The sequence below is a fragment of the Phenylobacterium sp. genome, from assembly GCF_030679875.1.
Classification (GTDB): domain Bacteria; phylum Pseudomonadota; class Alphaproteobacteria; order Caulobacterales; family Caulobacteraceae; genus Phenylobacterium.
In genome coordinates, this window is record NZ_JAUXSP010000003.1 from 101,440 (window position 1) to 124,027 (window position 22,588).

Annotated in this window: 16 protein-coding genes; 6 read left to right on the forward strand and 10 right to left on the reverse strand. The window is 68.9% G+C overall.

Annotation, left to right across the window (positions count from 1 at the left end; all coding sequences use genetic code 11):
* The first annotated feature begins 55 nt into the window (after positions 1 to 55).
* Positions 56 to 1,570, forward strand: coding sequence for an ABC-F family ATP-binding cassette domain-containing protein (locus Q8K84_RS02305; protein ID WP_305280253.1), 1,515 nt, complete (start codon positions 56 to 58; stop codon positions 1,568 to 1,570).
* Positions 1,571 to 1,583: 13 nt separating this feature from the next.
* On the opposite strand, the gene Q8K84_RS02310 is transcribed toward Q8K84_RS02305, so the two are convergent.
* A complete protein-coding gene (locus Q8K84_RS02310; protein ID WP_305280255.1) occupies positions 1,584 to 3,014 on the reverse strand; it encodes a hypothetical protein in 1,431 nt (476 codons plus the stop codon).
* Between the two features lie 16 nt (positions 3,015 to 3,030).
* Positions 3,031 to 4,428 (reverse strand): tetratricopeptide repeat protein, encoded by a 1,398-nt coding sequence (locus tag Q8K84_RS02315; protein ID WP_305280257.1) that lies wholly within the window; start codon positions 4,426 to 4,428, stop codon positions 3,031 to 3,033.
* Positions 4,429 to 4,666: 238 nt separating this feature from the next.
* Here Q8K84_RS02315 and Q8K84_RS02320 point away from each other — a divergent pair, with 238 nt between their 5' ends.
* Together Q8K84_RS02320 and Q8K84_RS02325 are read left to right on the forward strand one after the other, a co-directional pair.
* Complete coding sequence (locus Q8K84_RS02320) at positions 4,667 to 6,409, forward strand: VWA domain-containing protein (RefSeq protein WP_305280259.1); 1,743 nt, start codon at positions 4,667 to 4,669, stop codon at positions 6,407 to 6,409.
* 177 nt (positions 6,410 to 6,586) lie between these two features.
* The gene (locus Q8K84_RS02325) at positions 6,587 to 7,696 is read left to right on the forward strand and encodes a glycosyltransferase (protein ID WP_305280261.1); all 1,110 of its coding nucleotides are present in this window, start codon (positions 6,587 to 6,589) and stop codon (positions 7,694 to 7,696) included.
* Between the two features lie 33 nt (positions 7,697 to 7,729).
* On the opposite strand, the gene Q8K84_RS02330 is transcribed toward Q8K84_RS02325, so the two are convergent.
* The gene (locus tag Q8K84_RS02330) at positions 7,730 to 8,965 is read right to left on the reverse strand and encodes an acyl-CoA dehydrogenase family protein (protein WP_305280263.1); all 1,236 of its coding nucleotides are present in this window, start codon (positions 8,963 to 8,965) and stop codon (positions 7,730 to 7,732) included.
* A gap of 14 nt (positions 8,966 to 8,979) precedes the next feature.
* Positions 8,980 to 10,098 (reverse strand): acyl-CoA dehydrogenase family protein, encoded by a 1,119-nt coding sequence (locus Q8K84_RS02335; protein WP_305280267.1) that lies wholly within the window; start codon positions 10,096 to 10,098, stop codon positions 8,980 to 8,982.
* Between the two features lie 141 nt (positions 10,099 to 10,239).
* Here Q8K84_RS02335 and Q8K84_RS02340 point away from each other — a divergent pair, with 141 nt between their 5' ends.
* The 3 genes from Q8K84_RS02340 to Q8K84_RS02350 all read left to right on the forward strand — a co-directional run bounded on the left by Q8K84_RS02340 (position 10,240) and on the right by Q8K84_RS02350 (position 16,187).
* Positions 10,240 to 10,812: a hypothetical protein gene (locus tag Q8K84_RS02340; protein ID WP_305280269.1), complete on the forward strand. Its 573-nt coding sequence runs from the start codon at positions 10,240 to 10,242 to the stop codon at positions 10,810 to 10,812.
* A gap of 58 nt (positions 10,813 to 10,870) precedes the next feature.
* On the forward strand, positions 10,871 to 13,492 hold the full coding sequence (gene pepN / locus Q8K84_RS02345; protein WP_305280272.1) for an aminopeptidase N: 2,622 nt from the start codon (positions 10,871 to 10,873) through the stop codon (positions 13,490 to 13,492).
* A 142-nt stretch (positions 13,493 to 13,634) separates the two neighbouring features.
* The gene (locus tag Q8K84_RS02350; protein WP_305280274.1) at positions 13,635 to 16,187 is read left to right on the forward strand and encodes an ATP-binding protein; all 2,553 of its coding nucleotides are present in this window, start codon (positions 13,635 to 13,637) and stop codon (positions 16,185 to 16,187) included.
* Between the two features lie 19 nt (positions 16,188 to 16,206).
* On the opposite strand, the gene Q8K84_RS02355 is transcribed toward Q8K84_RS02350, so the two are convergent.
* The 6 genes from Q8K84_RS02355 to Q8K84_RS02380 form a co-directional block, all read right to left on the reverse strand.
* On the reverse strand, positions 16,207 to 16,716 hold the full coding sequence (locus Q8K84_RS02355; RefSeq protein WP_305280276.1) for a periplasmic heavy metal sensor: 510 nt from the start codon (positions 16,714 to 16,716) through the stop codon (positions 16,207 to 16,209).
* Positions 16,716 to 17,138, reverse strand: coding sequence for a hypothetical protein (locus tag Q8K84_RS02360; protein ID WP_305280279.1), 423 nt, complete (start codon positions 17,136 to 17,138; stop codon positions 16,716 to 16,718). The genes Q8K84_RS02355 and Q8K84_RS02360 overlap by 1 nt, the downstream gene beginning before the upstream one ends.
* Before the next feature lie 28 nt (positions 17,139 to 17,166).
* Complete coding sequence (locus Q8K84_RS02365) at positions 17,167 to 17,712, reverse strand: RNA polymerase sigma factor (protein WP_305280281.1); 546 nt, start codon at positions 17,710 to 17,712, stop codon at positions 17,167 to 17,169.
* Between the two features lie 41 nt (positions 17,713 to 17,753).
* Positions 17,754 to 18,185 (reverse strand): hypothetical protein, encoded by a 432-nt coding sequence (locus tag Q8K84_RS02370; protein WP_305280284.1) that lies wholly within the window; start codon positions 18,183 to 18,185, stop codon positions 17,754 to 17,756.
* A gap of 61 nt (positions 18,186 to 18,246) precedes the next feature.
* Complete coding sequence (locus Q8K84_RS02375) at positions 18,247 to 21,147, reverse strand: bifunctional [glutamine synthetase] adenylyltransferase/[glutamine synthetase]-adenylyl-L-tyrosine phosphorylase (RefSeq protein WP_305280285.1); 2,901 nt, start codon at positions 21,145 to 21,147, stop codon at positions 18,247 to 18,249.
* 39 nt (positions 21,148 to 21,186) lie between these two features.
* The gene (locus Q8K84_RS02380; RefSeq protein WP_305280287.1) at positions 21,187 to 22,587 is read right to left on the reverse strand and encodes a HAMP domain-containing sensor histidine kinase; all 1,401 of its coding nucleotides are present in this window, start codon (positions 22,585 to 22,587) and stop codon (positions 21,187 to 21,189) included.
* Position 22,588: the final 1 nt, after the last annotated feature.

Below are 22,588 nucleotides of genomic sequence, written 5' to 3' on the forward strand. Positions count from 1 at the left end.
GCGCGCCGAGGCGACAGCGGGGATCGATCTTGGCGCAGGTGGCGGGGAGGCTGACATGGCGAGCGCGGTTCTGGGGGTCGAAGAGGCCAGCTTCTACTATGGCGCCACCCGCATTTTCGAGGGCGTCACCTTCGGTCTGGACGCCGCTCGAACCGCCCTGGTGGGGGAGAACGGGGCGGGCAAATCGACCCTGCTCAAGTGCCTGACCGGGGAACTGGAACTGCACAGCGGCAAGATCATCCGCTCACGGGGTCTGAAGGTCGGCTACGTCCCCCAGGAGGCCCCCGATCATCTGCTGAATCTCACCGCCCGGGAGGTGCTGGCCACCGCCCTGCCGCAGGACGGCTCGGAAGACTGGCGTATCGACGTCCTGCTGGACGAGTTCGAAATTCCCGCGGCGCTGGCGGAGACGAAGTTCTCGGCCCTCAGTGGCGGCTGGCGACGGCTGTTCCTGATCGCCTCAGCCGTCCGCCTGGCCGAGCCTGATCTTCTGATCCTGGACGAACCTACCAACCATCTCGATCTTTCCAACATCAACCGGCTGGAGCGCTGGCTGGGAGCCGAGCGCCGGCTGCCCATGCTGATCGTCAGCCATGACCGGGCCTTTCTGGAGCGGACCACCAGCCGCACCATCTTCCTGCGCTCAGATGGGGCGCACAGCTTCGCCCTGCCCTTCGTGGCCGCCCGCACCGAACTGATGGCCCGCGACGCCGCCGAGGCGACCCGGCGCAAGCTGGAAACCAAGGAAATCGATCGGCTGGAGGCCGTCGCCCGCCGCTATCGCCAGTGGGGGGTGCTGAACGACAAGTTCCACAAGCGGGCCAAGGCCACAGAAAAACGGATCGCCCGCATCGAAGCCGAGCGGACCGAAACCTATACAGGGCGCGAGCGCCGGTTGGAGCTCGGCGAAGGCGAGATGGACGCCAAGGTCGCCCTGCGACTGGACGGGGTTACGGTCGCCACCCCTGACGCACGCCCGCTGTACCGGATTGACCGGTTGAACGTGGCGGTCGGCGATCGCATCGCCGTGCTGGGGATCAACGGCGCCGGAAAGTCCATGCTGCTTAACGCCCTGGCGGGGGCCTATGACCCGGCCCAGACCCACTATGACGGCTCAGCGCCCATCCGGTTCAACCCGGCCATTCGCATGGTCTATTTCGACCAGGCCATGCGCGACCTGCCCCTCAAGATGAGCCTGTTCGACTATGTGGCGCAGGCCGACGCGGCGACCAAGACCCAGACCAACGCCCTGCTGGCCAAGGCGGGCTTCTCCCATGCCCGGGTCAGCGGTCCGATCGGCGATCTCAGCCACGGGGAGCGGGCCCGGCTGATCTTCCTGCGGCTGAAGCTTGCCCGGCCAAACCTCTACCTGCTGGACGAGCCCACCAATCACCTGGACATCGAGGGCCAGGAGGCCCTGGAGAGCCAGCTGGAGGAGGCCGAGACGACCTGCCTGTTCGTCTCCCACGACCGGCACTTCACCCGTACGGCCGCGACCCGCTTCCTGGAAATCCGCAAGGGCCGGCTGATCGAGGTAGAGGGGCCGGAGGCCTTTTTCGACTCCCAGTGACGCACGCCACGCCTCAGTAGGCGGGGCGCCCGAAAAGCCCCCGACGGCTGGGCGGCGGCGGCGGCGGCAGGGCGACTGGAGCCCCGTCCAGCTGATAGCCGCGATCATAGCCGTCCTGTGTCCAGCCATAGGACGGGGGGCCATAGGCGGGCTGACCATACGGGTCGGGGGCTGCGAAGGCCTGCAGCGGCCCGGCCCCCAGGGACTGGCAATAGAGGCCCTGCGGCTGGGCGTAGGGATCGCACAGGTCTGAGGCGTAGAGATAGTTGGGCGCCAGGGCCGGCCGGGTCTGACTGTCGAACATCAGCCCGCCCCGGGGACCGCCGAAGCGATTGTGCTCGATCACCGGCGCGCCGCCGGCGAAATAGCCGCCGTACTCATCCCCCCAGATTGCGGACTCCCGCACCACCACCTCGCCCCAGTCGGAGATGACGCCGCGTCGGGCGCGCACACGGGTGCGGATCAGCTCCAGCTTGGCGCCCCGGTCCACATAGAGCCCGGTGATCCAGCCGCCGACATAGGAGTTTCGCACCACAAGCTTGCCGCCGCCGCTGCGAAGACCGCGCACGGTGACGCCGGTGGAGCCCGGCAGGGTTCCCCCTTCGGCGACCACCCCCACCTGGACCAGACGGCTCTCGCCAGCAGCTGGGGTGACGTCGAGCCCGCGGACATCAGCGGCGATACGCACCTGGACGAAGTCGAGGGTCGCGGTGTCCACCAGCACCGCGGCGTCATTGGTGCGCGCCTCGATCGTGCTCTGGCGTCCGATCAGACGGCCGCCGGACACAAAGATGGCTGCGGCCTCGCCCGCATAGCGGACATAGGTGTTCACCAGGGCGATCTCGGCGTCGACCGCCTCGATGCAGGCGCTGCGTCCGCCCTGGTCAGCCTCGATGATCATGTCGCGGATCTCGACGCCCTTTGTCCCGGGCGCCACGCGGATACAGGGCGCCCCGGCCGGCGGCGACAGTCGAGCCGGTTGAGGCTCGGGCCCCGTGGAGAAGGCCGGGGCCCTCTCGCCGATGATGGTCACCGGGCGGTCGATATATAGGGTCTCGCGGCACACCCCGCCCCGGGCGCGGATGAACAGCACGCCGCCGTCGGCCAGGGCCCACAGGGCGTCGGAGACCGGATATGGCCCGAGATTTGGGTCAGCGCAGTCGATGCTCAGACTGTTGAGATATCCCCCTTGCAGCGGCAGGTGCGGCCGGCCGGGGTGTGGATAGGGCCGCTTGGGCTTGTGGTCAGGTTTGCGCCACTGGTTGGGACGGTAGGGCGAGCGCAGGGGCGGCGTGATCAGGCCCCCGAAATTGGGCCGGATCTGCGCATCGACCCGGGCGTCGGGATAGGCCTGCGCCGGGGCGCCCAGGGCCAGGACCAGGAGCGCGCAGGCGCCGGCGATGAAGGGGAGAAGGCGGCCGGGCCGCAGAGGTTGAGCAGTCACCGTCTTTGCGCCTTTGTCAGGTTCGCGGCGCGCGGGAGACCTGAGCCAGGAGCTCGCGCAGCCTTTGAGCGGAGGGTTTGAAACCAGCCAGCGCAGCGTCGATCTGATAGACCACCGCGCTCGCCTTGTCCTGGTCGGCCACCCCCTCCATTCCCAGGGAGAAGAAGGTGGACATGGCGTACTTGGCCTCGGCGTTACCCTGCCGGTCGGCCTGGGAGAACCAGTGGAAGGCCCGGGCGTAGTCCCTCGGCACCCCGACCCCTTCGGCGTACATCACAGCCAGGGTCAGCTGGGAGCGGGCCTGACCGTTGACGGCGGCGTACTGGATGGCCCGGACCTCCTCCAGGCTGGACAGCCGCCCGGTGGCGGGGCGGCCCAGCATGGCCTGGAAGGCCTGGACCTCGGTGGCCGTCAGGCTGGCCTTGGTCACCGCCGGCTTGTCGGTCACCCGCAGGAAGGCCAGGGCGTGACCCACATGGACGAAGGGCAGTTCGTCCACCCGCGCCAGGGCCAGGGCCTCGGCCTCACCGGCGCGCAGACTCTCATCGGACAGGGGTACGCCCGATTCCGGGGCCTGGGGCGGGTAGAATTCGAAGGGCGGCGTCCAGCGCTTGGCCTTGGCCTGGGCGTCAGCGCCCAAGGCGGCGCGCCCCGTGGACGAGCGTTCAAAGTCCTTGAGCATGACGAAGCCCGCCACATCGCCGCTTTGGGCGGCGAGGTAGTTGAACAGGTAGACGTCCACGTCATTGCGGGTGAACAGGGTCGCGGCGGCCGGTGGTCTTCGGCCATTCAGGTCTCGAGGTTCAATCGGCGAGCTGTCCACCGGATCGCCAAAGGGGCCGAACCCCACGTCATGCAGTCGCGCCAGGGTGCGGAAACCCGGGGCGCCCTGGGTGGAGAGCACATAGATCACCCGGTCGCGAACGTCCTGTCGCTCCTCGGAACTCATCCGCTCCAGCAGACGCTCGAGCGCATTGTAGGCGCCCTGACGCTCGGCTTCCCGGCAGTCCTGAAGTCGGCCGTTCCGGCGCTGCCCCTGGGCGCCGGTGACAATCGGCGCGAAGCCGTCGGGATTGGACAGGGCCAGCTGATACCAGCTGGCGGCCTCGACCGGATCGTGGATCTTGCGCGCCTCGGCCTCAGCCCCGCCATAGCGGCGGGCGAGGTCGATCTGGGCGAAGAAGTCCCCGGCGAAGGCCTGTCGCCGCAGGGCGCGGATTTCCTGTTCCTGGACGTTGAAGGCCTGGGTGGTGAGGAAGGTCTGGGGCCGCGGACACGCCACTCCGGCCGACGGGCCGCCGGGGCCCTTGGGGCCCGGCTCGCAGCCGAGCAGAGGGACCAGGGCCAACAGCACAGCCACGGTCATGCCCTTGCGCAGGCCCCCGTGCAGCAATGGGTCCGTCGATGGGACCATGGCCCGTTGCTCCCCCACGTTCAGAGCGCGTTAACCATAATTTTGACCTTGGCAGTAGCCGTCCGGGGAGCCGCGCTGTCAAGCTTGCCCCAGAGCCGTGGGGGAGATTTCCCCCCGATCGCCCCGGCTCAGCCCAATCAGGGTCAATGACCCGGGTTCGTCCATTTTTTCGCCCTAGTCGCACGGACAAGCTAGGTTCCAAGGGACGCATCAGACGGGGACCACGCGCATGGCGCCAATGGCGATTCGCAACCTTCTCACCCTCAGCCTGGCGGCCCTGATGGCCGGCGCGCCCATGGCCAGCAGCGCCGCCCCCCGAGGACCGTTGGATGGCGAACCGACGGCTGCGGCCTGCGCCCGCCTGGGCTTTCGCGCGCCAGAGCCCCGCGGCCTGTGGGCGAGCGGGTCGCCGCCGCCCCCGGGCATGGCCGCGCCGATGGCGCGAATGGCCCCCGCCCCCCCGCCACCGCCCATGGTGGCCGAGCAGTCGGCGATGCAACCGAGACCCCCGGTTTCCATCGTCCTTCCGTCTGGTCCCGCGCCAGGGACAATCGACACAGAGCGCTATCCCGAGGCCACCGCCAATCCGGTCAAGCGAACAGCTGAGGAGCCCGTCTCCACCTTCTCCATCGACGTCGATACGGCCAGCTACGCCAATGTCCGGCGGTTTCTGAACGACGGCGAGCGACCGCCCACCGATGCGGTTCGCGTGGAGGAGCTGGTCAACTATTTCGACTACGGCTACCGAGCGCCCGCCAGCCGCGACACCCCTTTCGCCACCAGCATCTCCGTCGTCCCCTCCCCCTGGTCCGATCAGCGGGAGATTCTGCACATCGGCCTGCAGGGCTATGAGCTTCCCGCCTCGGCCAAGCCGCCCTTGAACCTGGTCTTCCTGATCGACACGTCCGGTTCGATGGAGAGCGCCGACCGCCTGCCCCTGGCCCGCAAGGCGATGAATGTGCTGATCGACCAGTTGGGCCCGCAGGACCGGGTGGCCATGGTGGCCTATGCCGGCTCGGCCGGCGCCGTCCTGCCCCCCACCGATGGGCGGCAGAAACTGATGATGCGCTGCGCCTTGGGCGCCCTGTCGGCCGGCGGATCCACGGCCGGCGGCCAGGGCCTGGCGCTGGCCTATGAGCTGGCCCAGCAGAACTTTGATCCCCAGGCGATCAACCGGGTGATCCTGATGACCGACGGCGACTTCAATGTCGGCCTGTCCGACCCGGCCCGGCTTGAGGACTTCGTGGCTGAAAAGCGCGCCAGTGGCGTCTTTCTGTCGGTCTATGGCTTTGGTCGGGGCAACTACAACGACCAGATGATGCAGACCCTGGCGCAGAACGGGAACGGGACGGCGGCCTATATCGACACCCTGGCCGAAGCCCGTCGCCTGTTCCTGCGGGATCTGCCGGCCAGCATGTTCCCCATCGCCCAGGACGTGAAAATCCAGGTGGAGTTCAATCCCGCCCGGGTCAGCGAGTATCGGCTGATCGGCTATGAGACCCGGCTGTTGAACCGGGAGGACTTCAACAATGACCAGGTCGACGCCGGCGAAGTCGGCTCGGGCGCCTCGGTGACCGCCCTCTATGAGATCACGCCAGTCGGCGCGCCCGGCTCCAGCGATCCCCTGCGCTACCAGGCCGAGCCCCGCAGCCCGGGCCAGGGGTCGGAGCTCGCCTTCGTCAAAGTGCGCTATCAGCCGCCAGGCGGCGGCGCGTCCAACCTGATGACCCGACCCGTCACGGCCAGCGACCGGGCGCGCAGCCTGGCCGCCGCGCCAGAGGCCACCCGCTGGGCGCTGGCCGTCGCGGCGTACGGCCAGAAACTGCGGGGGGACCCCTGGCTCTCGGCGCGCTTCGGTTGGACCGAGATCGAGGCTCTCGCTCAGGGCGCCCGCGGACAGGACATCGATGGTGATCGGGCCGAGTTCGTGACCCTGGTGCGAAGCGCCGCTGACGCCCGCGTGCGGCCTGGGGCGCCTTGAAGACCCGGGATCGAAAGCCCGTCGCCGCCCGTTGTGTCCTCAGACAAGGCTGACGTGTGACGCGAGGACGCAAGGGTGTTTGGGGATCAGGAGTCGGAGGAAATCCAGACGATTTGGCCAGGCCGAGGGCGGGCCCTCAGAGCCGCTGGGCAGGGCTTCCACCTGGTGGACGTGACGATGATGTACGCCCCCAGATCAGGCGGAGTGAAACGCTACCTGTTGGCCAAGCGCGCCTGGCTCAGCGCCCACCGCCCCGACATCGACCACACCATTGTCGCTCCCGGAGCCCGCAATCGCAGGGGCGCCGATGGACATGTAACCATCGCAGCCGCCCGCCTGCCCTTTGGCGACGGCTATCGGATGCCCGCCAGCCTGACCAAATGGTCTGACGCGATCGGGCGTCTGGACCCGGATGTGATCGAGGCTGGTGACGTCTTTGTTCCGGGTCTCGCGGCCCTGGACGCCGGTCAGGCCCTGGGCCGGCCGGTCGTGGGCTTCTGTCACACCGACGCCGCGGCCCTGGCGGCGCTTCACCTGGGCGAGTGGGCTCGGGCGCCGGCGCGACGCCAGTGGGCGGAGACCTTCGCCCGCTTCGACGCCGTGGTCGCCCCCAGCCGCCATATGGCGGGTCGTCTGGCCGAGGCCGGGGTCAAGGACGTGGTCGTGCAGCCCCTCGGCGTTGATCTGGACCGCTTCCACCCGAGGCTGGCCGACCGGGCGGGCCTGCTGGAAGAGCTGGGCCTTGGTCCCGCCACACGCCTGCTGGTGTTCGCGGGGCGGGCGGCGCGGGAAAAGAACATTGAGGCGATGATCGAAGCGGTGGAGCGCCTGGGCGATCCCTACCGCCTGCTGCTGGTGGGCGCCGGCCGCGACGCGCGTTCCTGCCCCCAGGTGATCGCCCTGGACTATGTGCGCGACACCGGCGCCCTGGCGCGTTTCGTGGCCAGCGCCGACGCCTTTCTGCACGCCAATGAACACGAGCCCTTCGGCCTGGCGGTGCTTGAGGCCCTGGCCTCCGGGACCCCGGTGGTCGGTCCCCGCCGGGGCGGGATCGGCGAGCTGATCGACGAGACCGTGGGCCAAAGGGCGGAGAGCGCGCGGGCCGACCACCTGGCCGAGGCGATTGAAGCCCTGTTTGATGGGGATTTGCAGGATCGCGCCCACGCCGCCCGGCTGCGGGCCGAGCAGCGCCATGGTTGGGATTCGACCTTCCGCGGGCTCACCGGTCTTTACGGGCGCCTGGCGGGGACCTTCGCCCCCCGCCGCCCGATGGCTCTGAGCGCTTAGGGCGGGACCCGCTGGGGTCCCGCCCTTCACCGCCTAACGTCCGGTCGGCAGATCCTTGAAGGCCACAGTCTTGTCGACCCGGATATCGCCGGGCAGGCCGAGCACGCGTTCGGCGATGATGTTGCGCAGGATTTCGTCGGTGCCGCCGGCGATCCGCATGCCTGGCGCAGACATCAGTGAAGCGTGGAAGGCCCCGCGCAGGGGCGCCAGGGCGGGATCATTGATGATCCCGTACTGATCGAGCATCTCCACGGCCGAATGGGCCAGCTCCTGCATCTGCACCGCCGAGATGATCTTGCCGATGGAGCTTTCTGGTCCAGGGGTCTCGCCCTTGGAGAGCGCCGTCATGGTGCGGTTGCGGGTGTGCTTGAGGCCTTCGGCCTGGACATACCAATCGGCCAGCTTCTCGCGGAGCGCCTGGTCCTTGATGGCCGCGCCGCCGTCCAGGCCAGGGGTCTCCCGGGCGGCTTCGAGGAAGGCGCTCCAGCCGGCGCCGGATGAGCCGCCCACGGCCAGGCGCTCGTTCATCAGGGTGACCAGGGACACCCGCCAGCCATCATCGACGGCGCCGAGCCGCTGGCTATCCTTGACCCTCAGGTCGGTGAAGAAGACCTCGTTGAAGCCTGAGCCGCCGGACATCTGGTGGATCGGCCGGATCTCGACGCCCGGATCCTTCATGTCGATCCAGAACATGGTCATGCCCTTGTGCTTGGGCGCGTCCGGATTGGTGCGGCAGATGACGATGCCGAAGTCGGAGAACTGGGCCCCCGTGGTCCACACCTTCTGGCCGTTGATGATCCAGTCGCCCGAACCGTCCGGAGCCTGCTCGGCCCGGGTGCGGGCGCCGGCCACGTCGGAGCCGCCCGAGGGTTCGGAGAAGAGCTGGCACCAGATTTCCTCGCCGCGCATGGCGGGGCCGACAAAGCGCTTCTTGGTGTCCTCATCGGCGAAGGTCATCACGGTGGGCACACACATGCCCAGGCCGATCTGGAACGGGTTGCCCGGCGTCGGGAAGGTGGATTCCTCCTGGCCGAAGATCACCTGCTGGATCGGGTTGCCGCCCTGCCCGCCCCACTCCTTGGGCCAGGTGATGCAGGCGTAGCCGGCAGAGGCCTTCTTGGCCTGCCAGGCCTTGGACGCGGCCAGACCGTCGCTGGATTCGCCCAGCGGATCGGGTTCGCCCTCACGCTTTTTCGGTGCGTTGGCGGTGAGCCACTCGCGGACCTGCTGGCGGTAGGCGGCCTCTTCGGGGGTGTCGTTGAAGTCCATGTTCATGATCCCTTTCAGGCGGCGGCGTTGCGACGTTCGAGCTGGCTGACCAGCCGTTCCTTCCAGACCCGCGGCGCGCCCGCCACGAGGGAAAGCTGGCGCGAGCGCCGGTAGTGCAGATGGCAGTCCATCTCCCAGGTGAAGCCGATGCCTCCGTGGGTCTGGATATTTTCCTTGGACGCGAACCAGTAGGCCTCCGACCCGGCGATCCGCGCGGCGCTGGCGGCCACGGGCAGTTCAGGGGCCCCGGTATTGAGCGCCCAGGCGCCGTAATAGGCGTTGGAGCGGGCCAGTTCGTTCTTCACATAGATGTCGGCCAGCTTGTGCTTGATGGCCTGGTAGGAGCCGATCACCCGGCCAAAGGCGTAGCGCTCAAGGGCGTAGCCCTTGGCCATCTCCAGGCAGCGGTCAGCGCCGCCGCACTGTTCGAAGGCCAGCAGCACCGCGGCGCGGTCGTTGATCTGCTCCAGGACCTCAAAGCCCTGGCCAGCGTCGCCCAGTCGTTTGACCGGCGTATCCTTGAAGGTCAGCCGCGCGGCATCCCGGGTCGGATCCAGGGTCTTCAGCGCGTCCCGCGTCACCGAGGCGTCGGTCAGGTCGGCGATGAACAGGCCCGGCCGGCCGTTCTCCTTGGCCAGCACCAGGGCGACGGTGGCGATATCGCCGTCGGTGACGGGCAGCTTCACGCCGTTGAGCTTTCCCCCCTCGACCGTGGCCTGCAGGGTCGAGGCGGTGGTGACGCCGGGACCTTCGGAGACCGCCATGGCGCCGATCACCTCACCGGCGGCGATGCGGGGCAGCAGGTAGGCCTTCTGCTCCTCGGAGCCCGCCAGCATGATCCCCTCAGCGAGGAAATAGACCGTGGAGGCGAAGGGGATCGGCGCCACGGCGCGGCCGAGCTCCTCGGCGATCACGCACAGCTCCAGGCGCCCCAGGCCAAGGCCGTTATATTCCTCGGGTATGGCCGCGCCGAGCCAGCCCTGCTCGCCCACCGCCCTCCAGAGGTCCTCGTCATAGGACCTGGAATCCTCATCCAGAACCTTGCGCACCCGGCTGGTCGGACACTGGGCGTCGAGGAATTTTCGCGCCTCATTCTTCAGAAACTTCTGGTCGTCGGAAAAATCGAAATTCATGCCCGTCTTGTCCCGCCGCGTTCACGGCGCCTGCGTTTCCCTTGAAACCCCACCATACGCATCGCAGCCGGCGTGGAAAGATTGACCTCGCGTCAAGGATTTCAGGGTCTTATGGGCGGAAATAAGTATCGGTGGGTGCGTATGGCCAAGGCTGTCTTCCAACGTAATCAAAAGGTGTGGGTCGAAAGCGTCGGCGCCTGGGCCGTGATCGAGAAGATCGTGCCCGTCTGGGCCCGGGGTTTCGACGAGCCCGTGCGCGTGACCTACGACGTGGGACTGGGCCGCGATTTCCACGCCCATGAGCTCCGCGCCGAGCAATCCAGCCACGAACTCGTGGACGATGACGCGCCAAGCTGGCGTCTGCTGCGGGCCCGCAACAAGTGGCAGCAGCCCGACGACTGCGCCCACCACCCCTATCCAGGCACCTATCCGGTGGTGGTGACCGACGCCAATGACTGGGGCGGCTGGCGCGTGCCAGGCGCGGAATACGATCGTGATCCACTGAAGATCGAATTCCAGGCCCGGCTGATCACCTCTACTCAGCGCCTGCTCTCCATCGCCCGTCACCTGTCGGCGCTGGTGGACGAGGCGCCTGAAGACGCCCCGCCGGAGATTCGCCGCCTGTCGGAGGAGGCCCGAAAGGTCGACCGCTTCCTTCAGCAGATCCCAGCTGCGGCCGAGGCGCCGCCGGAAATCGCAGAAGACGCCGCCTGAGCCACTTCGGCCTTCGCCGCCTCTGGCGACCGGCCGCCCGGGGCGTTACATCGGTGGGATGCGCACCGAAACGCCCCAGCCGATCCGCCTGTCCGATTATCGCCCGCCGGCCTTCCTGGTGGACGAGATTCATCTGGACTTCGACCTGAAGCCCAGCGCCACCCGGGTGAAGGCCAGGCTCAGCCTGCGCCGTAACGGCGACCACGCCGAGCCGCTGGTGCTGAACGGCGAGCGGCTGACCCCGATCTCTGTGGCCATTGATGGCCGGGCCCTGGCTGAGACCGACCGCGTCATCGACGCCGAGCATCTCACCATCGCCAATGTCCCCGACGCCTTCGTGCTGGAGACCGAGGTCGAGATCGATCCGGCCGCCAACACCTCGCTGGACGGCCTCTACATGTCCGGCGGCCGGTTCTGCACCCAGTGCGAGGCCGAGGGCTTTCGCAAGATTACCTGGTTCCCGGACCGTCCTGACGTGCTGGCCCGCTACACAGTGAGGATGACGGCGGACAAGGCGTTCCAGCGCCTGCTGTCCAACGGCAATCTGATGGAGTCTGGCCAGACGGCCGACGGCCGCCACTACGCGGTCTGGAACGACCCCTTCCCCAAGCCCTGCTACCTGTTCGCCCTTGTGGCCGGCGAGCTCGACATGCTGGAAGACAGCCTCGTCACCATGAGCGGCCGCAAGGTCGATTTGCGCATCTATGTCGATCCCGGCATGGCCGATCGCGCCCTCTACGCCATGGACGCCCTCAAGCGCTCGATGAAATGGGACGAGGAGGCGTTTGGCCGGGAATACGACCTCGACCTGTTCATGATCGTCGCCGTGCGGGACTTCAATTTCGGCGCGATGGAGAACAAGGGGCTGAACATCTTCAACTCCTCGCTCCTCCTGGCCGATCAGGCGACCGCCACCGACTTCGACTATGAGCGGATCGAGAGCGTCGTCGCCCACGAGTATTTCCACAACTGGACCGGCGACCGGATCACCTGTCGCGACTGGTTCCAGCTGTGCCTGAAGGAAGGCCTGACCGTCTTCCGTGACCAGAGCTTCTCGGCCGACATGCGCGGCGCCGCCGTCCAGCGGATCAAGGATGTGAAAGCCCTGCGCGCCCGTCAGTTCTCTGAGGACCAGGGACCGCTGGCCCACCCGGTGCGGCCGTCGAGCTATCTGAAGATCGACAACTTCTACACCGCAACCATCTACGAGAAGGGCTCCGAGGTCATCGGCATGCTCAAGACCCTGATCGGGGCCGAGGCTTTCCGGAAGGGCATGGACCTCTATTTCGATCGATGGGACGGCCACGCCACCACGGTCGAGGCCTTTATCGAGTGCTTCGCCGAAGCCTCGAGCCAGGACCTGTCGGCGTTCTTCGGCTGGTACGAGCAGGCAGGCACCCCCCGGGTCGATATCCGGCGCACCTATGACGCCGCCGCCCAGACCCTGAAGCTCGACCTGACCCAGACGACGCCGCCGACCCCTGGCCAGGCCAGCAAGATCCCCCTGCCCATCCCGGTGCGCCTCGGTCTGCTCGACGGGGAAGGCCGCGCCCTGGCCTTTGAGCGCGACGGTCAGGCGGTGGACGAGACTGTGGTGGTGCTGGACGCCGCCAGGACCAGCGTCACCCTGACGGGCGTCGATCGCGAACCGGTGCTCTCAGCCCTGCGCGGCTTCTCGGCGCCTGTGGTCCTGACCACCGATTCCGAGCCCAAGGATCGCTACGTCCAGCTCGCCGCCGATCCGGACCTGTTCAATCGCTGGGAGGCCGGCCAGGATCTGGCCCGCGACCTCATGCTGGCCCGCAGCGCCGGAACCCCAGACGAGGTGGGCGAGGAACGCTACGCCGAGGCGGTCGGTCGCGCCCTGTCCGATCAGGCCGCAGATCCGGCCTTCAAGGCTCTGCTGCTGTCCCTGCCCAGCGAAGCCGAGTTGGCCCTGGCCCAGCAGCCTGCTGACCCTGCCGCCATCCATCTGGCCCGGAACGCGCTGCGCGCCCGGCTGGCCGTTCACCTGGCCGAGGAGTTGGGGCGTCTGCACACCGGCCTTCAGGACCTCGGAGAGTTTTCCCCCGACGCCGCGGGCGCCGGGCGCCGGGCCTTGCGCAACATGGCCCTCGACATCCTCTCGGTGGACCCGCACGCGGAGAACGCCGAACGCGCCTTTGGCCACTATGAGGCCGCGGGCAACATGACCGACGCCATGGGCGGGCTCTCGGCCCTGATGCAGATCGGCGGCGAGCCGTTTGAGAAGGCCCTGGCCGACTTCTACGAACGCTGGAAGGGCGAGCCCCTGGTCATCGACAAGTGGTTCGCCCTGCAGGCCCGGGCGCCGGATGAGGGCGCGCTCGGCCGCGTCCTGGGCCTGACCGCCCACCCGGCGTTTGATCCGAAAAATCCCAACCGCCTGCGGGCCTTGGTCGGGACCTTCGCCGCCGGCAATCCCGTGCGGTTCCACGATGAAAGTGGAGCCGGATACAGGTTCCTGGCCGATCAGATCCTGTCGGTCGACGGCTATAACCCGATGACCGCGGCGCGCCTGTTGGAGCCGCTGGGCGGCTGGCGGCGCTATCGCCCCGATCTGGGCGCCCTGATGCGCGCCCAACTGGAGCGGATCGCCGGTCAGGAAGGCTTGTCGAAAAACGTCTACGAACTCGCCTCGCGGGCGCTTGCCGAGGACTGAGCCCAGCCCGTCCGTCGCACGCGTCTGCGTCAAGCAAGGTTCCGATGCAGACGCGACCGTATGACTCGTGACGTGGCGAGTCCGCCCGCCTAGACTCCGGTTTGCGGGGTGACTCGAATTTGAGGGTAAGGGAGCGGCGGGCTTGGCCGGACGCGGAAGCAGAAGCGCGGCTCGGACCCAGGGTCGGAAGCGCGGCGGGGAGGCGAGTCCAGGTTCCCGGCCGCCGCCGACGTTCGCGTTCGCACGTCTGGCGATCCTCACCACCCTGCTCCTCATGGCCGTCTATACGGCCTTCGCCGTGGCCCGCATCCAGGCCGAACCCACCCGGGCCGGACAGCTGGGCGTCGTCCTGCCTGGCGAGGCCCAGGCCTTGGCCGCGCGCCTTGACGCCGAGGCCGCCACCCTGCGGGGCGGTTTGCTGGCGGCGCGGGAAATCCTCGAGACCAGACCCGACAGCCCGCTGGAAGCCGCTGAAATTGGCCTGAAGGTCGCGACAGGAACCGCCAGCGCCTTGATTGTCCTGAATGAGGGGCAGACCCTCGCGACCACCGGAACGGCGCCCGAGTTGAACTGGAGCGCCCTGGCGGCCCAGACCGACCGGGTCCAGCGGGAGGTTTGGTTTGGGACCGACAGTCCCCAGGGCGGCGCCCCGGTCCTGCTGGCTGGGACCACAGCCTCCACCCCACAGGGACGCCGCACGATCTTCCTCGTCGCCGATCCTGCCCGGCTGACGGCTCTGCTGGCGGATGCGCGTCTGGGCGCCATCCTGTCTGCGAGGGGCCAGATGGTGGCCGCCATCGGCGCCGGGGGCGTCGCCGAAGCCGACAGCCTGAGCACAGCGTTTGAACTCACGCCGGGCGAACTGCGGCCCGGCCGCCTGACGCGGGCCCGAAGCTCGGACGGGTCAAGCCTGCAGGTGGTCGCGTATCCTGCGGCGGACGGCGCCTGGCTGGCCGTGGTCGGCGCCGATGCTGATCCGCTGGAAATCCTGTCGGCCCGGGAGCAGCTCGGCTGGGTGCTGATCCCCCTGAGCGTGGCCTTCCTTCTGGGACTGCTGCTGTTCACCCAGAGCCGCAAGGTCGAGGCGGCTCAGCAGGCCTTCTATGACAGCGAGCAGCGCTTCCGGATGGCTGTCGAGGCCGCCCGCTGCGGGATCTGGGAGTGGGATCTGGCCACCGACGAGGTCTTTCTGTCCGACGTCACCGGCGGCATGCTGGGCTGGGGCGGCGGCGGCGTGGTGGGCGGCCAGGACGTTCTGGACCGGGTGTCCCCAGATCACCGCGAGCGGGTCCGTCAGGCCCTGTCCACCGCGGCGCTCTACGGCGCCTTCGACGTCTCATTCCGGGTGCCCGGTGAGCCGGGGGAACGGCCCATATGGATCGACGCCCGGGGCCAGGCTTTTGGCCGCGCGCCCGAAGGCGGCTTTGCCCGGATCATCGGGGTCGCCCTCGACGTCACCGAGGAGCGGATGGCCCAGGCCCGGGCCCAGGCGGCCGAGAACCGCCTGCGCGACGCCATTGAGAGCGTATCGGAGGCCTTCGTCCTCTGGGATCGGCATGGCCGCCTGCTGATGTGCAATCGCAACTATCGCAGCGTCTTCTCCCTGGAGGCGCGCCTGCTCAAGCCCGGCGCCGCCCGCGATCAGGTCAACCGCTTCGCCCAGCTGGCCATCAAGCGCGAGGCGCCGGCCATGGACGGCCAGCGCGGGGTCCGCGAAGCCGAGCTGAACGACGGCCGCTGGATCCAGATATCGGAGCGCCGCACCGCCGAGGGCGGGCTGGTGATGACGGCGGCAGACATCACCGCCATCAAGACCCAGGAGGAGGCCCGCCGGGTCAACGAAGAGGCCCTGCAGAAGGCCGTCGTCAGCCTGGAGCGCAGCCAGGAACAGCTGTCGGAGCTGGCCCGCAAGTACGAGGCTGAAAAGGTCCGCGCCGAGAGCGCCAACACCGCCAAGAGCGAGTTCCTGGCCAATATGAGCCATGAGTTGCGGACCCCGCTGAACGCCATCAACGGCTTCTCTGAGATCATGGTCGGCGAGATGTTCGGCCCCCTCGGCGACCCCCGCTACAAGGAATATTGTGGGGATATCCTGTCCTCGGGCCAGCACCTGCTGGCGCTGATCAACGACATCCTCGACATGTCCAAGATCGAGGCCGGAAAGATGAACCTGAAGTTCGAGCCCCTGACCCTGGAGGACGTGGTCGAGGACGCCGCCCGGCTGATCCGCAACAGGGCCGACAGCGCGGGCCTGGCGGTCGATCTGGAATTCCCCCGGGACCTGCCCGAGGTCGAGGCCGACTACCGCGCCATCAAGCAGGTGCTGCTCAACCTGCTCTCCAACGCCATCAAGTTCACGCCGCGGGGCGGCCGCATCACAGTGCGCGCCGACGCCCGCCCTGATCCCCTGGGCGAGCGGGTGCGCATCACGGTCCGTGATACCGGCATCGGCATCGCCCCGGACGATCTGGCCCGGCTCGCCCGTCCCTTCGAGCAGATCGAGAACCAGCACTCCAAGACCCAGCAGGGCACGGGCCTGGGTCTCGCCCTCACCAAGTCCCTGGTGGAGATGCACGGGGGCTCCCTCGACATCCAGAGCGCGCCGGGCGAAGGCACCACCGTCGGCTTCTCTCTGCCCGTCCGGCAGAGTGAGCCCCAGCAGGCGCCCGTTCGTCGCACGGGGACGGCGGCCTGAAGGCCGGGCTGTGTGAGCCCTAAGGCTGTTCGCCGCCGCGGTGGTCCCGCTCGCCCCGATGGCCGCGCCCGTCGCGGTGGCCCATGACCGGGCGCGAGAGGGCGTCCGCCAGGGCCTGACGCTCTTGCAGGCTGAGGTCAGCGGCGAACTCGACAACCCGGCTCTCCAGCCGGCTTCGGGCTTCGGCCTCGATCGCCTGGGCCTTGGCCAGGGCCTCACGCACGGCGGCGGGATCATAGGGATCGGCGGCGATCTCGCCCCAGGCGCCACGCCGAGCCTCACCAGCGCTGACCAGCGAACGACGCACCTCACGGGCTTCTCCCCGCAGGGCCTGACGATAGGCGTCCTGGCGGGCCTCCGGCAGGGCGGAGGCGGCGGAGAAGATGGGTGGCGGCCCCGGCCGCATGGCCATCTGCCGGCCTTCAGACATGCGCACGCCGATCACCAGACCGCCGATCATCGCCCCGATGGCGAACAGATTGACGGCGAGGGAGACGAACAGGGCGATGGTCAGGCTACGCTGCGACATCAAACGTCTCCCACCAACTCAATATCCAGGGTGTCGTAGGCGCTGACCGCGGCGGTGATCACCTCGAGCTCGCCCATCGGGGCGACGGCCCCGGACACCACGACTCCAGCCATGACGCCGGCGACCCCGGCGGCCATGAGTCCCGCCCCAAGGCTGGTGCGCCACAGCCAGCCGCGCCAGGGCGGCGCCCGTCGCTCAGCCGGCGCATGGCTCAGGATCGCCGCCTGCAACGCCGCGCTGGCCGCGGGGACGCGCCAGGAGTCCAGCGCCCAGTCCAGGTCGCTCTGTTGGGCCAGCAGCGGCGCTGTCGCCGCAGGTTCGGCCGACATCAGCAGGGCGGCGGACTCGCGCTCGGCGGCGGGCCAGCGGGAGACATCCCCTCCGTAGGCCTCGGCCAGGACGGCGAAACGGTCCAACTCCATGTTCGGTCCTTCCTTCATCGCGACGCCCTCACCGCATATCCGCCAGGGCCAGGCGCAGGGCGCGCCGGCCTCGGGACAACAGGCTCTCCAGAGCCTCGACGCTGACGCCCATCAGGCCCGCGGCCTCTATATTCCCCAGCTCCTGATAGTGGCAGAGCACCACCGCCTCCCGCTGCCGGTCGGGCAGGCGCGCCATGGCGGCGGCCACCCTGAGCCCGACATCGGCCGCCTCCAGACCGCGATCGGGCGCCGGCCCCTCGTCGGCCTGCTCCGGGGGCGTCTCGGTGGGAATTTCGCGGCGTTTGCGCAGGCGGTCGTAGCAGAGGTTCAGGGCCACCCGGTGCAGCCAGGTATCGAACCGGGCCGCCCCCGGCGTCCATTTCGGCGCCTGGCGCCAGGCGCGAACGAAGACCTCCTGCGACACGTCCTCGGCCTCGGCGAGGTCTCCCAGCATCCGCACCGCCAGGCCGTTGATCCTTGGCAGCTTGCGGGCCATCAGGGCGCGCACCGCCGCGGGGTCGCCCTGGGCGACCCGACCCAGCAGCTCGTCGTCGGGATCCTGCGCAATCGCCAAGCCTCACCTCGCCCGCGCCGTGGCTGGGCCCTGTCGGGGGATCACGGTCGGCCACGCGGACGGCTCTGACGAAGGCTGGTGAGTTCGGCGCGGTCCAGGATGCCATCCTTGTCGGCGTCGCTGGCCGCAAAGCGGCGGTCGGCGCCGGCCTCGATCTCAGCGCGGGTGATCACACCGTCTCGGTTGGCGTCCAGCCGCGTCCAGATCTCGGCGACCCTGCCGGCGCCGCCTGCGCCGCCGAACCGCCGCGCCATGTCCTCCATGGGCTTGAACTCGGCCCGGGTGATCTTGTCGTCACGGTTCTTGTCGAAGGCCTCAAGCATGGCGTCAGTCTGGCTCTTGCGGAACTCGGCCAGGGTCACCTTGCCGTCCTTGTTCAGGTCGGGGTCCGGCGCACGGCCCATCATCTGCGCTTGCGCCGGCGCGCCCATCAGGGCGACGGCGAGGACGCTGAACAGAAGCATGCGGGACATGGCGACCTCCTTGTGCGGCGGGTTCGGAGAGTTGAACGGGCCAGCCGCTCATTTCCGTCGCTCAAGGTTGCACCAGCATTTCATAGGCCGCGCGGGCGGCCTTTCGCGCCGCCTCCAGCCGCGGTCGGACCTGGCGGAAGTCGCCCTCCCCCGCCGCCCGCGCCATCAGACGGCGAAAGGCCGTCGGCTCCGCAGAGGGATCGGCCCCGTCCTCCAGGGCCACCTTGATCAGCTGGGTGAGGTTCTGCTGCAGACGCCAGGCGTCCTCCAGCACGTTCAGGGGCTCAAGGGCGCCCAAGCCCGCCTGGCGGAAGGCCGACAGCGCCCGGGCGGTGTGGGGCCGCAGAGGCCCCCCGTCCGCGGCATGAGCCAATTGCAGAAACTGCGCGGCGAACTCCACGTCCACAAGCCCGCCCCGGGCCAGCTTCATGTCCCAGACATCCTTGGCCGGCCGCTCCTTGTCCAGCAGGGTCCGCATGGCGCGCACGTCACGGGCCAGGACCTTGCGGTCCCGGGGACGCCGCAGGGCCGCCTCGATCAGGTCCGTCGCCTGCTGGGCGAAGGCCGGCGTGCTGGCCCAGACCACCCGGGCCCGGGTGAGGGCCAGAAACTCCCAGGTCTCAGCCTCCCCGGCATAGTAGGCCTCGAAGGCGGCCTGGCTCACCGCCACAGGCCCCTGCGTCCCCGAGGGGCGCAGCTGCATGTCCACCTCATAGAGCTCCCCCTCGGCGGTAGGCAGCGAGAGGGCGGCGATCAGACGCTGGGTGAAGCGGCCATAGAAGGTCTCGGCCCCCCAGCCCTTTACGCCCGACATGGCCCGCGGATCATCGGCCCGGTAGAGGGTCATCAGGTCGAGGTCAGATGAGGCGGTCATCTCCCGCGAGCCGCACTTGCCCAGCGCCACCACGGCCACCTGCCCTGGAAACTCGCCGCCCAGTCGCTCCGCCTCGGCCAGGGCTGCGGGCGCCAGGGTGCGAATACAGAGATAGGCGAGGTCGGCGAAGCCCCGCCCGACCCGCTCGGCGCTGGCCACCCCGCTCATGACCTGCACCCCCAGGCGGAAGGCCTGCTCGCGATGGACCCGGCGAACCGCGTCCATGACAGCCTCGAACCCCTCAGCCTGGGCGAGAGCCATGGCCATGACGGCCTCGTCCTCGGCCGGGTCGATCTCGGCGAAGAAGTCCCCGTCGACCAGGGCGTCGATCGCGGCGGGCCGCCGAGCCAGGGTGGCGGCCAGCTTGGGCGCAAAGGCCAGAACCTGGACCAGCAGCTCGAACAGCTTGGGGTTGGCCAGGAACAGGGACTGGATCTGCACGCCCGACGACAGGCTGGCGAAGAAATCACTGAACCTGTTGAAGGCCGCATTGGGCGCGCCCGTGGCGTTGGCGGCCTCCAGAAGGCGCGGGGCGAGCCGGGTGAACAGCTCCCGCCCCCGTTCGGTCCGGGTGGCCGGGATGCGGCCGTGGTGCCAGGCGCGAATGGTCTGGGAGACCTGCAACGGGTTGTCGAAACCCATCCGCCCGAGGGTTTTCAGGGTGGCCGGGTCGTCGTCCACCCCGGTGAAGATCAGGCTCCCAAAGGTTGAGGACAGGGGCTCTTCGTCGGGGAACAGTTCGCCATAGCGGCGGTTGACCGTCTTCAGCACCTCGGTGACGGCGGCGTCAAAGGCCTTGACCTTGTCGTAGCCGAACAGGGCCGCCACACGGGTCCGCTCCCCATCGGCCTCGGGCAGGCGGTGGGTCTGCTCGTCGCCGACCATCTGCACCCGATGTTCGACTGCGCGCAGGAGGAGGTAGGCGTCGTGCAGTTCCGCAGCCGCTTCGGGCGACACGTGCCCCGCCGCGGTCAGGGCCTGCAGGGTATCCAGGGTCCTCATCCCGCGGAGCTCGGGATGACGGCCGCCGAGGATCAACTGCTGGGTCTGGACGTAGAATTCGATCTCGCGAATGCCGCCTCGGCCAAGCTTCAGGTCGGCGCCCTTGGCCGTCAGGCGGTCGTCGACCTTGTGGACGTGGATCTGCCGCTTGATCGAATGGATGTCGGCGATGGCGGCGAAGTCCAGATTCTTGCGCCAGATGAAGGGCGCCAGCTCCTCCAGAAAGGCCTCAGCCCGGGGCAGGTCGCCGGCGCAGGCCCTGGCCTTGATGAAGGCCGCCCGCTCCCAGTTCTGGCCCACGGTCTCATAGTATTCGAAGGCGGCGTTGACCGACACGGCCAGCGGGGTCGAGGAAGGGTCAGGACGCAGACGCAGATCCACCCGAAAGACATAGCCCTCTTCGGTCCGGTCATGAATCAGGGCCGCGACGGCCTGGGTCAGGCGCACGGCGAAGGCCCGGGGCTCCACGCCCTCGCACACCGGCAGGACATCGGGCTCGTAGAAGACCGAAACGTCGATATCGCTGGAATAGTTGAGCTCGAAGGCGCCCTGCTTGCCCATGGCCAGGCAGAACCAGCCGGGAACGGGCCCCTCTGGCCCTTCTCCCTCCGCCTGAAGCCGCCCGGCCGCCACCTCCGCCCGGGCGGCCACCCGCAGGGCCGCGGCCAGGGCGGAGTCTGCAAAATGGGTCAGGGCGCCGGTGACTGCATCCAGGTCCCAGACGCCACCGAGATCGGCCAGGGCGATCAGCAGATGCGCTTCGGCCTTCAGCCGGCGCAGCTCGGGTCCGGCCTCGGCGGCGGTTTCGAGGTCGCCGGCCGCCTTCGTCCGCGCCAGCAGATCGGCGAACTGCGCATCGGGCGCGTGCTCGAGAACCGCCCGCAGGCGGGCCGGCGTCCGGCGGGCGAGGCCAGCCAGGTAGGGCGAGGCCCCGAACACCGGCGCCAGGGCAGGCCAGCTGCGCTCAAGCAGGTCGGCCCACCCCTCTCTGTCGGCGGCGGGGGTCAGCATCTCCCGGGTTCGTTCAGCAGCCTTGCCGTCGGCGACAGGGCCGCAGGGGGAAAGCGAGTCAGCAAGCAGGGTCATGAGGAGCAGTCTGGGGGTTCAGGCGGGCCTGTGGCAATCTCAGGCGGGCGGCAGGATCACCGCCACCCGCAGGCCAGGTCCAATCTCGCCGACCTTGCCAGGCCCCTCCGACAGTTCGACACGGCCGCCGTGGGCTTCGGCCACCGCCGCCACCAGAGAAAGGCCGAGGCCAGCGCCCGGCAGACTGCGGCTGTTTTCCAGGCGCACGAACCGCTCCACCACCCGTTCCCGGTCCTCTTCGGGCACGCCTGGACCTGTATCGGTCACCGAGAACTCCACCTCTCCCGATGACCGTCTTCGGACCCGCAGCATGATGGCGCCGCCCTTCGGCGTGTACTTGATGGCGTTGTCCATCAGATTGGCCAGGGCCTGGGCCATGAACTCGCGGTTGGCGCGGATCGTCATGCCGCGGTCCAGCTCGGCCTTGAAATCCAGCCCGTCGTCCTCGCAGAGGGGCTCGTAGAGCTCGCAGATATCGGCGGCCAGATCGGCTGGGTCGAACAGGACGGGATCTGGCGCGGCGCCCGCGGCCTGCAGCCGGGCGATGGCCAGCACAGCGCCGAAGGTCTTCAACACGCCGTCGGTGTCGTCCAGGGCCTGGGCGAAGGCCGCCTGCGGATCGCCCCGGCCCGCCTCCAGGTCCAGGAAGGAGGCCTCGAGCCTCCCGCGCAGGCGGGTCAGCGGGGAGCGCAGATCATGGGCGATGGCGTCGCCCGTATGCTTGTGCCCGGCCATCGAGCGTTCCAGCCGGTCGAGCATTTCGTTCAGGCCCACAGCCAGCTCGTCCAGCTCGTCCCGGGTCCCACGTACGGGCGCCCGGGCGGAGAGATCGCCATTGCGCACGGCGTCTACGACATTGTTGAGCCCGGTCATGGAACGGCTGACATTTCGGCTGACCACCACGCCGCCAGCCAGGCCCAGGACGATGATCAGGGCCCCGGCGCCCCAGAGCGCCCGGACGATCTTGACCACATAGGCCTCGTCCTCGGCGATGTCGGCGCCGACAAACAGGATCTCACCGCCAGATAGCCGCTCCTGCAGGCCCCGGGCAGGGCGATTGAGCTCCCGGCCCTGGACGTCGAACTCAGTCACCTGGAAGCTGGTCCAGGTCGCCGCGCCGTTGAAGTCGTCCAGGGGGGATTCCTCGATGGAGCCGGAGATCCGTTCGCCATCGGGCTTCATCAGCAGATAGAGATAGGGGCGCTCGCTCGCCGCGCGCTCGATCAGCGCCTGATTGAGGGCGTCGGTCCCGGCCCGGCCATAGGCGCTCTGCAGGGTGCGCATCTCGCGGGTGATCAGCTGGTCGACCCGGCGCGTCGCCTCGCCGGCTGTCGCCACATAGATATAGGCCAGGAAGGCGCTGGCCGAGGCCGCGAACAGGGCCAGGAACAGCAGGGTCAGCCTGAACGGCGTCGTGCGGAAGATGCGCGGCAGGCGCATG

Excerpts from the sequence above, each read along its gene's own strand:
- Q8K84_RS02375 (WP_305280285.1), bottom strand. The coding sequence starts at position 21,147 with ATGACCCTGCTTGCTGACTCGCTTTCCCCCTGCGGCCCTGTCGCCGAC.
- Q8K84_RS02320 (WP_305280259.1), top strand. The coding sequence starts at position 4,667 with ATGGCGATTCGCAACCTTCTCACCCTCAGCCTGGCGGCCCTGATGGCC.
- Q8K84_RS02330 (WP_305280263.1), bottom strand. The coding sequence starts at position 8,965 with ATGGACTTCAACGACACCCCCGAAGAGGCCGCCTACCGCCAGCAGGTC.
- Q8K84_RS02325 (WP_305280261.1), top strand. The coding sequence starts at position 6,587 with ATGATGTACGCCCCCAGATCAGGCGGAGTGAAACGCTACCTGTTGGCC.
- Q8K84_RS02360 (WP_305280279.1), bottom strand. The coding sequence starts at position 17,138 with ATGGAGTTGGACCGTTTCGCCGTCCTGGCCGAGGCCTACGGAGGGGAT.
- Q8K84_RS02335 (WP_305280267.1), bottom strand. The coding sequence starts at position 10,098 with ATGAATTTCGATTTTTCCGACGACCAGAAGTTTCTGAAGAATGAGGCG.
- Q8K84_RS02315 (WP_305280257.1), bottom strand. The coding sequence starts at position 4,428 with ATGGTCCCATCGACGGACCCATTGCTGCACGGGGGCCTGCGCAAGGGC.
- Q8K84_RS02340 (WP_305280269.1), top strand. The coding sequence starts at position 10,240 with ATGGCCAAGGCTGTCTTCCAACGTAATCAAAAGGTGTGGGTCGAAAGC.
- Q8K84_RS02305 (WP_305280253.1), top strand. The coding sequence starts at position 56 with ATGGCGAGCGCGGTTCTGGGGGTCGAAGAGGCCAGCTTCTACTATGGC.
- pepN (WP_305280272.1), top strand. The coding sequence starts at position 10,871 with ATGCGCACCGAAACGCCCCAGCCGATCCGCCTGTCCGATTATCGCCCG.
- Q8K84_RS02370 (WP_305280284.1), bottom strand. The coding sequence starts at position 18,185 with ATGTCCCGCATGCTTCTGTTCAGCGTCCTCGCCGTCGCCCTGATGGGC.
- Q8K84_RS02380 (WP_305280287.1), bottom strand. The coding sequence starts at position 22,587 with ATGCGCCTGCCGCGCATCTTCCGCACGACGCCGTTCAGGCTGACCCTG.
- Q8K84_RS02355 (WP_305280276.1), bottom strand. The coding sequence starts at position 16,716 with ATGTCGCAGCGTAGCCTGACCATCGCCCTGTTCGTCTCCCTCGCCGTC.